The organism is Spirochaetales bacterium (assembly GCA_016930085.1).
Lineage (GTDB): Bacteria > Spirochaetota > Spirochaetia > SZUA-6 > JAFGRV01 > JAFGHO01.
This window is the reverse complement of sequence record JAFGHO010000008.1, coordinates 37,805-53,814: the sequence shown is the minus strand read 5'-3', so window position 1 is coordinate 53,814 and position 16,010 is coordinate 37,805. Positions and strand designations below refer to the sequence as shown.

General features: G+C 46.3%; 12 protein-coding genes. 5 read left to right on the top strand and 7 right to left on the bottom strand.

Annotation, left to right across the window (positions count from 1 at the left end; genetic code table 11):
* Positions 1–5: 5 nt before the first annotated feature.
* Positions 6–527, bottom strand: a complete 522-nt coding sequence (locus JW881_00760) for a cyclic nucleotide-binding domain-containing protein (GenBank protein ID MBN1696016.1) — start codon at positions 525–527, stop codon at positions 6–8.
* An 80-nt stretch (positions 528–607) separates the two neighbouring features.
* Positions 608–1,846 carry an NAD-binding protein gene (locus tag JW881_00755; GenBank protein MBN1696015.1) on the bottom strand — a complete coding sequence of 413 codons (1,239 nt, stop codon included), beginning with the start codon at positions 1,844–1,846 and terminating at the stop codon, positions 608–610.
* Positions 1,847–1,946: 100 nt separating this feature from the next.
* Here JW881_00755 and JW881_00750 point away from each other — a divergent pair, with 100 nt between their 5' ends.
* Entirely contained in the window at positions 1,947–3,611 is a 1,665-nt protein-coding gene (locus tag JW881_00750) for a PEGA domain-containing protein (protein MBN1696014.1), read from the top strand.
* A gap of 68 nt (positions 3,612–3,679) precedes the next feature.
* Here JW881_00750 and JW881_00745 read toward each other — a convergent pair whose 3' ends face one another.
* Positions 3,680–5,803: a trypsin-like peptidase domain-containing protein gene (locus JW881_00745; GenBank protein ID MBN1696013.1), complete on the bottom strand. Its 2,124-nt coding sequence runs from the start codon at positions 5,801–5,803 to the stop codon at positions 3,680–3,682.
* A 177-nt stretch (positions 5,804–5,980) separates the two neighbouring features.
* On the opposite strand from JW881_00745, the gene JW881_00740 reads away from it, so the two are divergent.
* Positions 5,981–6,703, top strand: a complete 723-nt coding sequence (locus JW881_00740) for a hypothetical protein (GenBank protein MBN1696012.1) — start codon at positions 5,981–5,983, stop codon at positions 6,701–6,703.
* A gap of 86 nt (positions 6,704–6,789) precedes the next feature.
* On the opposite strand, the gene JW881_00735 is transcribed toward JW881_00740, so the two are convergent.
* Positions 6,790–8,085, bottom strand: coding sequence for a DUF401 family protein (locus JW881_00735; protein MBN1696011.1), 1,296 nt, complete (start codon positions 8,083–8,085; stop codon positions 6,790–6,792).
* A 13-nt stretch (positions 8,086–8,098) separates the two neighbouring features.
* Positions 8,099–9,529 (bottom strand): orotidine-5'-phosphate decarboxylase, encoded by a 1,431-nt coding sequence (gene pyrF / locus JW881_00730; protein ID MBN1696010.1) that lies wholly within the window; start codon positions 9,527–9,529, stop codon positions 8,099–8,101.
* A 305-nt stretch (positions 9,530–9,834) separates the two neighbouring features.
* Between pyrF and JW881_00725 the strand changes: the two genes are divergently transcribed.
* The 3 genes from JW881_00725 to JW881_00715 all read left to right on the top strand — a co-directional run bounded on the left by JW881_00725 (position 9,835) and on the right by JW881_00715 (position 13,332).
* Positions 9,835–10,764 (top strand): sugar ABC transporter permease, encoded by a 930-nt coding sequence (locus JW881_00725; GenBank protein MBN1696009.1) that lies wholly within the window; start codon positions 9,835–9,837, stop codon positions 10,762–10,764.
* Positions 10,765–10,798: 34 nt separating this feature from the next.
* On the top strand, positions 10,799–11,683 hold the full coding sequence (locus tag JW881_00720; GenBank protein ID MBN1696008.1) for a carbohydrate ABC transporter permease: 885 nt from the start codon (positions 10,799–10,801) through the stop codon (positions 11,681–11,683).
* 128 nt (positions 11,684–11,811) lie between these two features.
* Complete coding sequence (locus JW881_00715; GenBank protein ID MBN1696007.1) at positions 11,812–13,332, top strand: extracellular solute-binding protein; 1,521 nt, start codon at positions 11,812–11,814, stop codon at positions 13,330–13,332.
* A 180-nt stretch (positions 13,333–13,512) separates the two neighbouring features.
* On the opposite strand, the gene purN is transcribed toward JW881_00715, so the two are convergent.
* A complete protein-coding gene (purN, locus tag JW881_00710; protein ID MBN1696006.1) occupies positions 13,513–14,115 on the bottom strand; it encodes a phosphoribosylglycinamide formyltransferase in 603 nt (200 codons plus the stop codon).
* A gap of 1,316 nt (positions 14,116–15,431) precedes the next feature.
* The gene (locus tag JW881_00705) at positions 15,432–15,797 is read right to left on the bottom strand and encodes a hypothetical protein (protein MBN1696005.1); all 366 of its coding nucleotides are present in this window, start codon (positions 15,795–15,797) and stop codon (positions 15,432–15,434) included.
* Positions 15,798–16,010: the final 213 nt, after the last annotated feature.

Below are 16,010 nucleotides of genomic sequence, written 5' to 3'. Positions count from 1 at the left end.
CCCGATTATTTTGAAAGCGCGATACTCAGCGCGGTTGATAATTTTAAAATGTCCTTGTTTCCCTTTCTGATCCGTTTACACAGCACAACGGCGATTTCCCTCAATATTTTGTAACCGAGTATCGGATGCAACTGGCAGAGAGTTTCGAAATCTTTTCGTTTTATCTCATACAAGTAGCAATCGGAAAGGGCGGTGATGGTGGCACTCCGCGGTTCGTCTTCGAACATTGCCATTTCACCAAAAAACGACACCTGTGACGAATCAAGCTTTACCATCGATTTTTCGGCCTTGCTGAATCCTTTCTTGCCAAGTTTGAGTGTCAGATTATTGGAGACCACGACATGACCGTCAGAAAAGAGATACATCGTGTCGCCGATATCCCCCTCTTTTACGATTATCCGGCCGGAGGGTATCTCGACCGGTTTGGCTATATTCCATACGAGATCGAGTTCTTCTTCGGTGAGGGGAGAAAGAATTCCGACTTCCTTGAGAAACTCTTTTCCTCTTTTTTTTGATTGTAATTTCATCACCTTGCTCCTGACATTTCAAGCCGCACGACTGATGTGGTAATTCTCATCCACATAAGTTTCATTCATATATCCATATATTATTCCGATGTTCCGATCACGAATGCCGTATCCGTTTCCCTGATAAGGTAACCCGGATCCGGATTAAGCAAAATCCTGCCCTCTTCCTTTTCCTCTTCGAGCAGATCGACTTCCGCTTCCATGAATTTACGTTTGATAAACTCGTCGATCGCATCCGACTCTTCCGAAAGCAGGTCATCCAGCTGAATCTTCTTTTCAGCGCAGAGAAATCCTATAATGATTCCCTTTCCGGTCGAAAAAAAATGTTCAAGCAGTTCCTTGAAAGGCTTTCCGACAAACGATGAGGGTACTTGAACCTGTTTGATAATGTTCTTGCTTTCAAAACTGAGTATCGACTTTACCAAAAGCGGAATGCCCGAACTGAAAGCGGATGATGAAAGGAGGAAACCATTGAACTCGCCATTGACGAGTATTTCATCGACCTTCGCCCTGATAAGGTGTTGCCGGTTTTCCGGATTGATCAATTCCGCACTCGTTATGATATCCGCTGAAATCGATTTGATCGCGAGGGTCGCGAGAATCGTCCGTTCGTCCGCATTGGCGATTGTGTGACTCCCCGAATTATCGGAAAGAACGATTGCCGCCCGGGCATTCTGAAGCGATCCCCTCCTCAGTACCTTTTCGTTCGTAAAATCACCCCTGACAAAATTGAGATTCATATCGGGAAACTTGATTTTCAAAGCCTGGAATTGTTCCGAATCGATTTCCGATATAAGGACCACCTCGAGGTCGTTTTTTGCTATTGCAGACAATCCATTGAGGATGTTTTCCGCATTATTGTTCCAGCCGCAGATGGCGATGTGATTTTTCGTCGTGATATTTTGCAAGCCCCTGTCCTCCTTGATCTTTTTATCGACAAATATACTGGCAACCGTACCCGAGAGAATCGATGTCACGATGACACCGACAAGCATGAGAAAAATGGCAAATATCTTTCCGATTTCCGTCTGCGGATATTTATCCCCGTATCCGACACTGGTGATGGTCACCACCGTCCACCATAATCCGTCGAAGAAACGACCGAACATCTGTTCGCTTCCGCCGACGGTTTTTCCTTTTTCAACAAAATATATAAAAAATCCTCCGAGAAAGACGATGATTATCACGAAAAAAATGAGTTTGGGAAGATTTTCCTTTCTCAGTGAATTATAGCTGTTTTTAATTTTTCGAATAAGCGACGTCGAGTTTTTTATCTGTTTTTTTGGCGTTTTAATTCCTTCTTTTCTTCCTGAAGCCATGGTATACGCTCTCTCTTTGTTTATCGGCGTAAAAGGAATATTTTTCCAATAAAAATATTCATCTGGATTTAAGGGGGGGGCGTGTGCTATTATATACGATATGGGCACGCGCCGTTTCGTATTTCTTTTTTTATTATTATCCGGGATTATTTTTCTTTTCTCCTGCACGACATCCCGCGGCAACCTTTTTAAAAGGACACTCGCATCCGACAAAGATTCGACGACATACACGGAAGACGACGATGAAAAATTCAATCTCCAGGAAGAAGATGCGGAGGAGGAAGAGGAGGAAAACAGACTGACCATCAAAAGCCGGCCTCATCACGCTTCAGTCTATATCGACGACGTCTATTACGGGAAAACCCCGCTTGTCATCGAATACCTCACGGCAGGGGATTATAGACTCGAAATCAGACTCGAAGGCTATCGAATACAAACCGACTGGCTGTACTACAACGGCAGCAACATGACATATGAAACGGAACTCGTCCCGATCATCGGATATCTCGATATTCATGTCGAACCTCCTGACGCCCTCATCGTCGTCGGCGGCGAGTATATCACCGGTCCGCATGCGGAAATCCCTATCGGGGAATATCTTCTTCGGGTAAGATATTTCGGCTATACCGAGTATACAGGCACCGTTGTAATCGAAGAGGGAAAGACGACATCCCGCGATATCGCACTCGAGAAAGCGGCCTTTTCCGCAACCGGACTTTCCGCAAATAGAATCAGATTCAATCCGTCGAATCCCGGCTCACTCGGAACGACTATTATTTCATTTCATGTCACAAACCGTGGTACCGCCGGACTCCTGATAATTGACGGAAACGGAAATGAGGTCCTCGACTACCCTTTTCCTCCCTTTGCCACATGGGAACAGGAGTTCGAATGGAACGGGAAGACAGGCGGCGGAAAATCCCTCCCTGACGGCGAATATACGGTCAGGATTTCCGCACGGGGAGATGACGGTAATGATGTGGTGTTGTCGATGGCGGTCGTCATCGACAGATCGATCACGATATCCTATCTGAGTATATTCAATGGAATGTCGGGGCTTCTCTACACCCCGACCGCGGAAACGTTACCATCCGGGGGATTTCAACTTTCGACCGTGATTCTCGCCCACCTCGAGGAAGGCGACGACGAAATACTCATGCGAGCGCCCGTCGTCCTTTCCGGCAGATTCGGGTGCGGCGAATCGCTTGAAGTCGATTATCTTGCCGCGATGATTCTGGGAAGCGGCGAGCGCAGCATCGGTTTCGCCAGTATCGGTGTGAAAAAACTGCTTTTTACGACAAAGGACAGTGTTGGTTTTTCGGGCGGCATTTACGCAAAGGCAAGCTACCACGACGGAACGGGTTCGGATACCCTCTCGAACTTTCTCGGTATATCCGGTGGGGTTCCTTTACAGTTTCACGCAGGTCCGTTCAGCTTTGTGTTGAGCCCGGAAATCGTCCTCTCCGTCTACCGTGTCACCTATACATCGGATTATGACGAAGAATCCGGATTCTATTCCTGGGGATATGTGCGCGGCGGCCTTCTTCTCGACATGGGAACGGTGATCGCCGGTCTTTCATGCGCGGTCCGTACCCTTCCCTTTTCCGAAGGATTCGGATTCGATTACCCGGCGCTCGGCGCGGCGGAATGCCACTTCATGATCCCGGACACGAGTATATACGTGAGTCTGGCAGCCGCAACCGAGTTCGTTTCAATTGATAACTTTTATGTCATGGGCGGATTGGGGCTCGGTGTTATTTTTTGAATCGACAGCAATAGACGCCGTTTTACAGCTATCGAAAATATATTTCACATTTAACGGTATCCCTGCGTTTATCTCAACCTGTATCGCACGACGACACATGGTCCTGTTTCGGTAACATCGACGGATAGTGCCATGGATTTTCTGAGTCTGGCCGATTCATCCGAATTCCGGATCGACAAATAGACATATGCCCCTCCCACAATCACCGCCACAACGCCCGCACAGGCAAAAGAGAAGGAGGTCCACTTGATAAAAACGTATTCGTCATAGCCCGGAGTAATGTCAATGGCGATATCGTCCATATTCAGGATAAAACCCAATCCGACGGCCAGGAGTCCCGCACCGAGCGTCGGGTAGCCGATCCATGCGTACCTGACACTATCGATGGCCGGATCTTTGATATAATTGATTGTCACAACCGCGTTCTTTACCTTTTCGAGGATCACCTTCTCCCGGTAATCGAAGTAATCTTTTTTCATCACCGTCACCGTATATTCACCCACAACCGTTTCAAAGCTGTCGTTTTCGATCCGGTCGGAAATATCGGTATTGTTTAAAAACACGGCGCTCCCGGGCAGCAGGTTGGCAAAGACGATCGAGGAACGGAAATAGGCTGGGTCGAACGCCAGGGTAATGCTGTCGTTTTTGATTTCAAACTCCATTGTGTTATCAGGAAAAAACTTGTCGTTCGAGATGACAATCGTCCATTTTCCGGAGGGAAGTTCGATTGATTCATTACTCGAAAATGTTTTATCAAGATTTTTTCCTTTTACCTTCATCGTCGTCCCTTTGGGGAGGGGATTTTTGAATGTTACCCTGTATGCCGGTTCGAGGGTTGTCTTTATATCGATTGTCTTCTTCCGAACAACCTCGATCTCCTTTTGATAGACCGCATACCCGTTTTTTACGATTTCTACCGTGTGTTTTTCGGCAGTCAAGTCCGAGAGTGCTGCGGGGGTGGTACCCCTTGCCCGGCCGTCGATGAATATATCGGCACCCGATGGAGAGGATTCGATATAGAGATTTCCCACGAATTTTCCCATTTTCGGGGAATAAGTGACGATGTCCTTTCGCGCCGGATTGACCCCGATTCTCCTGCCGTGATACAGGGTATCGGATTCTATTTCGAGGTATGACTCTCCTTCTTTCAGATCGCTCAGAAGCAGTGGGGTCGTTCCTTTCGATTCTCCATCGATGTATACATTGCATTTTTCTTCCAGTTTGATAAATAGACTCGTCCCGATTTCAAGAACACCTCCGGCATCGATAAACCCGGAAGAAAATATGGTTGTGTCGATCTTCCGATTCATGGCAAGCAGATTTTTATACCCTTTTTTTTCCAGCCATTGGGTGAGTTTTTTCGATGGTATGGCGAAGCAGATGTTCTGGGCATCCTTCAGAATCGAAACATTGACGCCGACAACCCTTCCGCTCGTCGTGATGAGTGGTCCGCCCGAGTTGCCCGGATTGACGGTGGCGGTATGCTGAATTCCCTGAAGGTCTTTTCTGAGAGATGAAACGGTACCGGTAGTGAGTGTGGATTTGAAATCCTTTAAAAACCAGTCCATGGTGATTTGAAAAGGATATCCGATCGCGATCACCCTGTTTCCCACCTTCAATTCATCGGAATCGCCGATCGGCAGGGAGGTAAATTTCTCTTTCTCCTCGATCTTGAGAAGCGCCAGATCGAGTTTTTCGTCGTATGCGAGAATTTCCGGCTTGTAATATGTCTCGTTCGCCACCCGGACCCGGTATGAAAATTCCGATGTGTCAAAAAGTCTTTTAAAGCTTTTCATGAGAATATCGAACTCGTTTGATGAAAAAAAACCCTCGGGAAGATCCTTTGCGAACATCTCCATCAAATACCAGTATGTGCCTTCCCGCCTTTTCTCGATATCTTCGGAGTCCATGACATGATAATTCGTGACTATCGCCCCCGTTTCGGTTATCATAAAACCGGAACCGCAGCTGATCGGAAAATGGGCGTCGAGCAGCGGCGTTGAATATTTCTCTTCAAGTTTCCGGAAAAGATCCTTTCTTTCTACCGTTTCCGACTTGAAATACAGGGCCTGATCGATATAAACGATTCCGTCCTTGTATAACTCGAAAATCCTGGTTTCCTCTTCCTGTGCAAATCCCGCGCCAGTTACAAGGAGGATCAATATCGGACACAGAAACAACCGTTTTCTCATGAATAACTCCTTCCGGATATAATAACGCTTCCTATATTATTATGCAAAATGACCCTGTCATTGTCAATCGAATAAGGTACCTCCGTTACTCACATTCAGGGCATTCTCCGTTATACCCTCAGGGTCCTTCCATATATTTCCGGTTGCATTTTTCCCGCACCAATGATATACATAATTATGAAAAAAATAATCATGACACTTCTCATTATCCTTTTTTTAGCATCGTTTCTTTATGCTGAAGATTATTCTCTAGTCAATCTTGATCTCGAGGTATTCAGTGCCCAGCTTTTCGGCGACCTCGGAGCGATCTCTTCCGGGGCCTTCGTCGATCTCTACTTCGGATTCAGCGTTCTCTTTCACCTCGGCGTCCAGTACTGCTATGACGTCGGCTACACGGGCTTTATTCCCGAGGCGGGTATCGGGATCGTCCTGGACGAGACATTCGGGAAAAAGCAGTACACGACCATGACGTTTATCGGGTCGGGGTACAACGAGTTCGGACAACCGGTCGATATCTACTGGATACGGAAGGGCACATGTTACGCCCTCGACCTTCATATGATCGAAGCGGGCGCCTTTGCCTATCTGCTTTCGGACGAATGGGCCGGGTATGAAACAGAGATATGGGACACCATCTTCTACGCGGGTTACCGGTTTTCGTCGTTCTATGAAGAGTTCGGCGCACTGGAGGAAGTCAATATTCATGTGTACGGACTCCTCGGGCTCGTAGGCAGGTACCGTTACGAGAGGGGCGATGAATATTACGATCAGGACAGACTCGGATTCGGGATCATGTGCGGCCTCCGCTGGTACCTGTTCGTTTTCGATCTCGCCTATTATGACGAGGAGTTCGTTCTGAAAGCGGGATTCAGGATTCCGGCGGTGTTCCTGACGCGGTAGGGATTGACGGGTTCGAAAAACCGTGCACCATTACCGCCGTACCTCCTGCACCACGGTTATCCCGCTGAAAAGCAACTATCGCATTCTTACGGAATGACAATCCGGATCATAAAAAAGAGAAGAAAGGCACCGGCAAGGACAAAGAGAACGGGCATAATGAGTTTGATCAGATTCCTGAGAAGCTCCGTCTTGAAATACTCGTTTGTGACGATAAAGCATACATGAACCGGTGACAGGATCATCCCCATATACCCCGATGCATATGCCAGAAGTATCGATGACAGAAAAACTCCGGTCCCGGGATTCGTCCCGATGATATTGACGACAATGGGAAAACTCGCACCGACAAAACCGAACGCGATTCCCGTGGAGAGACCGCTTATAAACGGGACGATGACGATGACGGCAATAAGCGGTATTCCGGCGGTACCCAGTTCCGCTTTCATAATATCCATTATAAGCCTTCCGTCCGGAAGGGGGGCCTCGATAAACGCCCCGTAAATGCGAATCACGGCGACAAGCAGCGCGAGGGAAAATGTTTTTTTTGAAAGAAAGATCCTTATCCACCGTTTTCCCGCAAGCGGCCGCTGCACCTGCAAAACGATCATAGCGGTAATGATGCCGATATACATCGGAAGATACTGATTCAATTCGGCAAGCGCGGGAATCGCCAGCCTGATCGCCGCGTATACTCCGATCACGACGATCACGGGGAGGATGATGATAAACAATTGACGGAAATCCATTTTTTCACCATGTTCATTCATCTCAGGCGGGCGTTTTATATTTCGCAATAAAAACAGGCTTCCCGCGAGAACGGAAAGCACACTGAGCGGCAGTTGAAGCAGGACGAACTGCCAGAGTGGAAGGCCCGAAAGGGTGATCGCGAGGATCACCCCGGGATAAAGCGGCCACCAGTATTCCCAGATATGGCGGAACCAGTAATTGATTCTCGCTTTCAGCCCGGGTGAGACCGATTTGCGGGTATCGCAGTCGTCGAGAAGCGGTGCGGAAAAAAGCGCACCACCCGGCATTGGTAGAAGACCGATAAGTGCGGGAAGCACGGCCATCGCGCACCGCTGCGATACGCCGTTCTTGATAATGCCGACCATCTCTTTCATCACTCCGGTTTCAGCCATCTGGGTCGTAAACCATATCACACCGAATATGACGATCAAAAGGGCGACGGTATCCGGCTGAGACATCCTCGTCCGGACGATCCCGGCCGCGCCGGTAACCGAATGCCCGGCCCAGAATGCCAGCATCACCGTGGCCGCGGATACCGCAATGAGAAGGTTTTTCGTCAGCCTGTTAACGACAAGAATAAAAAGAAGAGAAACCGCTATTTTCAGGATGGCGGGCGCCTGTACGATAATTTCCATACACTCTCAACGTTCATGTCTTTTCCAGAAACTCGATGACGGCCTTATAGACTTCATCCCGGATACATCCGCCCTCGTGACAAAGCCTGACAAATTGAGCCGCCCGAAAACACGAGTGAAGCCTCACTCCCCGTTCATCCAGTTCCTTTCTTCCGGAACTTCCCCGTTCGATAAGGACCACCAGATCCCTGACAACAAGACCCGCTTCTTCGAGGATATCGAGGGCTTCGAATTTGCTTTTCCCCGTGGTAATCAGATCATCGACAAGGACAACCTCTTCTCCTTTTTCATAAGCCCCTTCGATCATATTACCGCTTCCATGTTCCTTTTTCTGTAGACGCGGGAAAATCATCGGTGCGTTGAGTTTCTGTGCGATCACCGTCGCGATCGGTATTCCTGCGAAGGGGATACCGGCGATCCGGCTGAACCGCAGGGTCCGTATAATCTCGATGTAGGCGGAAGCGGTATCCGAAAGCAATGCCGCATCAGCTATAAGGAGTCTGAGATCGATATAAAACGGTGAGACGAGTCCGGATTTCAGGGTAAAGGAGCCGGTCCTGAAGCAGCCGTTATCGATAATCCGTTTTACGAGGCGCATCCGCTTTTCGTCCCGCATCGTCGATCCCTTTTTACCGCTATCGGTCTTGTGCTTTGACAGGATCGCGCGAAATTGCCCATGGTATGCTTCCGCCTTTTTCGCCGGATCATCGGCACAGGCGATACTTCGCGACACATTGATGATGAGCCCGCCCCCGTCATTTCTGATTCCCGCGCGTACCGCCGCTTCGGCGTCACCTCCCTGCGCCCCGATCCCCGGTGAGAGTATCCAGATATGTGGAAACATGGAGCGGACCGCTTCAAGCGAACCGGGGTCGTTTCCGGCAACCACAAGCCCGATATGTTCACTCCATGATGCTGCCTCGCCGGCAATCCGCAGATAAAGCGGAAGGGGCTCATCCCCTGCTGCCGAAACGGAAAGTTCCTGAATGGCGCCGGCGCCCGGATTCGAGGTCCTGCAGAGGAGAAAAAGCCCCCTGCCTGAGTATTCGAGAAACGGCTGCACCGATTCCCTTCCCAGATAGGGATTGAGGGTGACCGCATCCGCCCCGAAATGCTTGAACAGTGAAGCCGCGTACGCTTTTGCCGTATTCCCGATATCCGACCGTTTCGCATCGACAATCACGGGAATATCATCAGGGATCGAAGCGATTACATCCTTAAGCGCGCGCAGGCCTTCGTGTCCCCACGCTTCAAAAAAGGCGATATTCGGTTTATAACATGCCGCATAACGGTGGGTCCTATCGATGAGTTTTTTACACCATTCGAGGAGACCTGTATAGATATCGGCAGGATCGAGTTCGTGCTGGGGATCGATCCCGATGCAGAGTATGCTTTCTGTCTTTGCTATTCGTGTTGTGAGTCCGGAAAAAAAATCGGTTTTCATAGGGCTCCTTTTTCATTCACACGTAGTTTCCCGGCATGAAATACCGCGTACCTTCCCCACCCTATACCATCCGGGGACTCAAGGTCAAGTGGAAGCAGCCGGAACGGCGGTCTCCCGCTTCCCGGCCGGATCCGTCGTAGCCGTTTATTTCAAGTCCTGAAGCGATGTTTGAGTTTCGTTAAGCGAAGATACAAGAAGATTACTTTTCACTAGAATGTTTCCTTGACAGTGGAGTCCGTGCATCCATAGAGTAACATGATACGAAAAAGCATACCCCTGAGGGAAAAAGGATCTCGAAGGATAAAATGAAGAAACATGATAAAAACGGTTTCATCCATGAGATGACAAAAAACAAAATACTCTATCTGATGTTCATCCCGATATTTCTCTATTACCTTCTTCTTGCCTACATTCCCATGACAGGCATTGTGATGGCATTCAAGGAGTTCAATTACCGTGACGGGCTGTGGATGAGTCCGTGGATCGGATTGAAAAACTTCGAGTTCTTCTTCAAATCGGGCAAGGCCCTCCAGGTAACGGTCAATACCGCCATATACAACGGACTTTTTCTCGTCTGTTACACCTTTTTCTCGATCCTGGTGGCGGTGCTGGTCGCCGACATGAGGGGAAAATACTACAGAAAGATAACCCAGTCGTTTATGTTCCTGCCGTATTTTATTTCATGGGTGGTAATTTCTTCGATGCTAAACAATTTTTTTCATTTCGATCATGGTATTTTCAACAATCTACTGAAAAGCCTTGGTGGAAAACCGGTCAATATCTATACGACACCGGATATCTGGATGTGGATTCTTCCGTTTATGTATACATGGAAATGGGTCGGTTTCGGAAGTGTTCTGTATCTCGCCGCGATTATGGGTATCGACCAGGAAATCTATGAAGCGGCGCGTATCGACGGTGCCGGTATTCTCCAGCGCGTCCGCTATGTTACACTCCCGTCGCTCAAACCCACCATGATCATCCTCATTCTTATCGGGATCGGCAAAATCATGCGCGGCGAGTTCGACATGTTTTACAACCTGATCGGAAACAACGGCATCCTTATCGACAAAACCGACATCATCGATACCCTTGTTTTCAGATCCATTCTGGGTACACAGGATTTCGGGATGGCGTCGGCGGCCGGATTGTATCAATCGATACTTTGTTTTCTCATCATCGTCACGGTGAACTCGATCGTGAAAAAAATAAATCCGGATTACGCGTTATTCTGAAAACGCGGCAACACACAGGGAGGATACGGTAACATTGAGACGGTTAAAAGCGGCAAAAGACGAACTTGTTTTTCAGTTTTTCGGATACATTATCCTGGGGGTAATCGGGTTTATCACGATTTTCCCCTTTCTCGTTCTGATCGGAAGTTCATTCGCCTCGGAAAAAGAGATAATCACACAGGGATATACCGTATTACCGCGGCGACCGGCGTGTGAGGCGTACGGGATGATTTTGAGAAATCCCCAGAAAATTATACGGGCGTACGGGGTGACGATCTTTATTACAGGCGCCGGAACGATAGCCGCCCTCTTTATTTCCGCGATGACCGCCTATGTGATTTCACGAAAAACGGTAAAATACAGAAACGTACTGGCATTTTTTCTTTATTTCACCACCCTTTTCAACGGCGGACTCGCCCCCTACTATATCGTTGTCTCGAATGTCTACCATCTGCGGAATTCCCTGCTCGTTCTGCTACTCGTACCGATGTTCAACGTCTTTTATATCTTAATCCTGAGAAATTTTATCCGCGCTATTCCGGAATCGCTCGTCGAATCGGCGCAAATCGAAGGGGCGGGAGATTTTTATATCTTTATAAGGATCATCCTTCCATTGACAAAACCGGCCCTCGCGTCGATCGGTCTTTTTACCGCACTCTTCTACTGGAATGACTGGTGGACCGCTATGATGTTCGTCGATACGGAAGCGATATACCCCCTTCAATATGTACTCTATCAGATTCTCTCGAGTGTGAATGTCGCCGCGTATATGGTCAACAACATTCCGTCGTTCAATATGCCGAAAGAAACATTGAAACTTGCCATGACGGTCGTTTCAACGGGCCCGGTCATCTTTCTCTATGTTTTCGCGCAAAAATACTTTGTCAAAGGCGTGACCCTCGGCGCGGTGAAAGGATAATTTGCCGTGAAGAAAAGAACGGTCCAATCATATTCAATAATAAGGAGGTGTCATAGAGAAAAAAGGTCATTGTAAACGAATCGTTTCATTCGCGAGAAACACAAAAACCATAAAGGAGGAATTTTTTCATGAGAGCATTGACAAAAAAAGGAATTATCATGATCGCCATGATCGGTATGGCGATACTCTGCATGATGTGCGGTGAGAACAAACCGGTAGAAATCAGGGGATACCTGCTCGGCGCCGCACCCCCCGGTATGCCTGCCGTAATGGAAGAACTCAACAGGCGGTTATTAAAAGACATCAACGCGGAAATGGAGATCAACTATATCGGATGGGGCGATTTTCAGTCAAAGTATCCGCTGATACTCGCTTCAGGACAGGATTTCGACTGGATATATACGGCGAACTGGGCGTTCTATTTCCAGCAGGCGGCAAAAGGGGCATTCATGGAAATTACGGAGGATATGCTTGAAAAGTACATGCCGCGGCATTACGCGGCGCTCCCGAAAAATGCATACAACGAAATGAAGGTCAACGGCAAAATGTATATGATCCCCACTTCGACGCCGGACAGAAAGATTCCTGTCACCCTGATCCGGGCCGATTTGAGAAAAAAGTACAATGTGCCGGAAATAAGGAAATATTCCGATCTCGAAGCGTACCTCGAGGCGATCAGGAAAAACGAACCCGAGATGATTCCCATGGCCCTCGACAAATCCTACGATATCGGCAGGCCGTACGCCGCCCTTGCGGCGGAACTGGGTGATTATTATTTCGATATTCTTTTTGCGACAGGTTCCGGCTCAGGTGTCGACTACAACCTCAATGACCCCGGCCATAAGCTCGTCTATCATTGCGAGGGAAAGAATCTGGAAAATCACAAAACGGCCGCCGCCATTATGAAGCGGTGGTACGATAAAGGATACATCAACCGGGACGTGTTCGCGAATACGGTACGGAGCAAGGATTCGTTCAGCCTCGGCAAGTCCGCGGTGGGCATCGGGAATTCACAGGATGTCCAGGCGAATATCTCAGACGCGATCGCGAAGGGATGGGAAATCGAGATCGTTCCGGAACTGGACGCCAAAGGCCATTATTACGCCGACCCGCACATCAACAACGGCGTCGCGCTTGCCGCGGGAACGAAAAACGCGGAAGTGACAATGAAGGCGCTCGATATGATCATGGAAGAAAAGACCTACAACTACCTCGTCTACCTCGGGATCGAAGGAACGAACTACGTTATCAAAGACGGCAAAATCGATCTTCCCGAAGGTCTTTCAGCGGATGCCAACACGTATCCCCCCGACGCTGCCGGGTTCTGGTTCACGAACAAGGACCAGCTCCTTCCGTTCGCGGGCTGGACGGATCTCTATATCAAAATGAAAAACGATATAAAAAACAAGGGATACCTCGTGCCGACGATCTTCCAGACCATGCCGGTCGACACGGAAACGATCAAAACCGAGCTCGCCACCCTCAACCAGGTCATGGTGCAGTACGAGCAACCGATCCAGGCGGGAATGGTAAAGGATATCGAAGAGGCGTTCGGGCTGCTCGATGAAAAATTGAAAGCCGCGGGCGTCATGAAGGTGAAAGAAGCACTGCAGAAACAGGTCGACGCGTACCTCGCGTCGATTCGTTAGCCGGGTAAAACCTCTATTACGGGAGCACGGAGCGTCCGTGTTCCCGGTTTTTTTTGACGTGACGGTGGAAGAGAGAGTGACTCAGAGGGCCACGGAGGGGGTGCATACGGAGGCTATAAAGAATTGAATATTGTTTCACACAAAGCGCACAAAGGCCACGGAGGAAGAGAATAGGAATTTTCAATCAAGCAATAGTTCTCCATTTGCTATTTTCCCGAGTGTTTCCACATAAAAAATATGTTCCTTTTCCAATATCCGTTTCTGTAAATCATATGCTGTTTCATTTTCGTTTATCTTGATTCTCACCTGGTTGATGATCCTTCCATGATCATACTCGGCGTCAATTATATGAATTGTAATACCGGTTTCCTTTTCTTTATTCCTCAAAACCGCTTCATGAACGTAAATATCATACATGCCGTTTCCGCCATATTTCGGAAGCAAGGCGGGATGGATGTTCAATATTTTATTACTGAACGTATCAATTGTTCGTTTACCGATTTTCTTCATATATCCCGCCAAAATGACAATATCGACGTCATGCCTGTTTAATGCATTCATGATTGCAACATCCAGTTCATTTTCGTCCGGATGCGTTTTCGAACTGATATGATAAAAAGGAATTTTTTCATTCTTGGCTTTTTGCGAAGCCATCGATCTTGAATTATTACTTATGACAACGGCAGGAGTCATGTTCAATGTGTTGTTTTTGCATGCATCGATTATTGCCTGCATATTGGTTCCGCCGTGCGATGATAAAAATCCCAATCTTAAAGATACCATAATTCCGTAAATCGCCTCTCCTTCACATTACTTCAATTGTCTTGAGTTCACATCTTCAACAGACTATGATGGAGAAAATAAATTGTCAATAAGAGTTGTCAGTCCTTTGAGCACCCTGTGTGAAACAATATCCATTTCTCCAAGGTTTCTCACAAAGCTTTCGGAGAACACAGAGAAATTGTCTTTTATTGCTGTCAGGTAGAATCGGGCAGTTACCTGCCAAATGTTACAGCCGGGAGTCTTGAGTGCCTATGTCCCCGTTTTTTCTTTAACGTGCCTATGGGATAGGAAGTAATACGGAGGGTCTTGGAGAATCAGGAAATTTGAATACCTAAACACCAAGTTCTTCACTCATCCCAGCATATGCTTTTTCAAAAGATTTTAATATACTTATTTCTTTGAAAAAAAAGAAGGATTATTCTCATTTTATCTACAAAGTGCCTCTAAGTGGCACAAATAATTAAAGTAAATGTATATTCTGTATGAGAAAAAATTACTATATTTAAACTCTGCCGAAATTATAGTTTAAAAGTCTGAAGTTAGCAAGAGAGAATCGAAGATTTTGACTCCATCGGGTATGAACCAGCTATTCTAAATGAGATGAAATTGTCGGACCAATCTACTACATCTTCATTTCAACTACAACCTCAATATCTGGATTATTTCTTTTCAGATTTAATATTAGATCTCTTGCTTTTCTATAAAACAAGAGACCAATATACTTTACTTTATTTTTCTTTTTATAATGAATAAAATAAATACCTAGAATTGTCGCTTTGTGAATTGAAGTAATTTGATGTACTGGGATCCGATAAAGAATAAAGCCGATAACTTTATATAACAAAAGCTTTTTTGTTAAAATAACTTTACATGTTAATGTAGAAATTATTATAAATGAAGAAATAACAAAAAAGATTATTCCGTTAAAAATAGCCCTTATACCGTATGTTTCATGTAAAATGGCTAAATACAGGATACTAATTGCCAAAAGAAAAATAGAAAGACTTAAGGAAAAGATTTTATATAAGATGGAAGGTCTGTAAATTATATTTTCACTCATAAATTATTAATTTACCACTAATATTGTCCATTGTGACAATTTTCCGATGCAATTTTTTAATATAGGAAAACAATTGGTAAGCAGTTGCACTTTTCATGATTATATTAATTTACTTATATCAAAATAACAAGGCAAAAATGTTACAAAGTCTGGAGACGACCGCGAAATAAAAACTTTTACAAGTAAAAATCCACCTGCAAAGGACGTTCTCCGAACGGCGGTGGCATTGTTAATCAACTGTCATTTTATCAATTATTTAATATTTTCTATTAACCGCCACTATCTGAAAATCATCTTCATAAACGATTTTCCCCGGGTCACTTGTTTTAATTGTTCTTACCGATACGCCTTTTTCTTCAATAAGTGCAATTATTTCTCTTAATTTTGAAATATACTCAAGTGCTGTATCTTTAAACCAGCTTACGGCATTATCAGGCCAATTTGTCGATGAAAAAGGCGGACAAGGCAATTTCCTGTTGAACCATTCAAATAGTTCTTCGACAAACGCTTCTTCATAGGGGTAGAGTTTTCCTTTATCTTTTAAAATTCTTGCTGATGAAAAAACGCCATTTAAATGGTGTAATTTTTCATCATCATATCCGACGACATATCTTATGTACATAATTCAAAAACATACCTGAAAATAAATTTACTTCTATTTCTATTGATTTTTGTATCCATTAAAATTTATCCTGAATTTTTTTTCATTCCGTCCATATTTCTTATCCCCCTCCATGTCCCCTTCTGCAGCACTCGCCATATCCAGACCTTCACTCAGGTCTTCAATCTGTCGTCATCAAAATAACGTCATTCACCAAAGCATCCCCCCGTGTCG

Coding starts and splice junctions, on each gene's coding strand:
- JW881_00725 (MBN1696009.1), top strand. CDS start 9,835: ATGAAGAAACATGATAAAAACGGTTTCATCCATGAGATGACAAAAAAC.
- JW881_00735 (MBN1696011.1), bottom strand. CDS start 8,085: ATGGAAATTATCGTACAGGCGCCCGCCATCCTGAAAATAGCGGTTTCT.
- JW881_00755 (MBN1696015.1), bottom strand. CDS start 1,846: ATGGCTTCAGGAAGAAAAGAAGGAATTAAAACGCCAAAAAAACAGATA.
- JW881_00760 (MBN1696016.1), bottom strand. CDS start 527: ATGAAATTACAATCAAAAAAAAGAGGAAAAGAGTTTCTCAAGGAAGTC.
- purN (MBN1696006.1), bottom strand. CDS start 14,115: ATGGTATCTTTAAGATTGGGATTTTTATCATCGCACGGCGGAACCAAT.
- JW881_00715 (MBN1696007.1), top strand. CDS start 11,812: ATGAGAGCATTGACAAAAAAAGGAATTATCATGATCGCCATGATCGGT.
- JW881_00750 (MBN1696014.1), top strand. CDS start 1,947: ATGGGCACGCGCCGTTTCGTATTTCTTTTTTTATTATTATCCGGGATT.
- JW881_00745 (MBN1696013.1), bottom strand. CDS start 5,803: ATGAGAAAACGGTTGTTTCTGTGTCCGATATTGATCCTCCTTGTAACT.
- pyrF (MBN1696010.1), bottom strand. CDS start 9,529: ATGAAAACCGATTTTTTTTCCGGACTCACAACACGAATAGCAAAGACA.
- JW881_00705 (MBN1696005.1), bottom strand. CDS start 15,797: ATGTACATAAGATATGTCGTCGGATATGATGATGAAAAATTACACCAT.
- JW881_00740 (MBN1696012.1), top strand. CDS start 5,981: ATGAAAAAAATAATCATGACACTTCTCATTATCCTTTTTTTAGCATCG.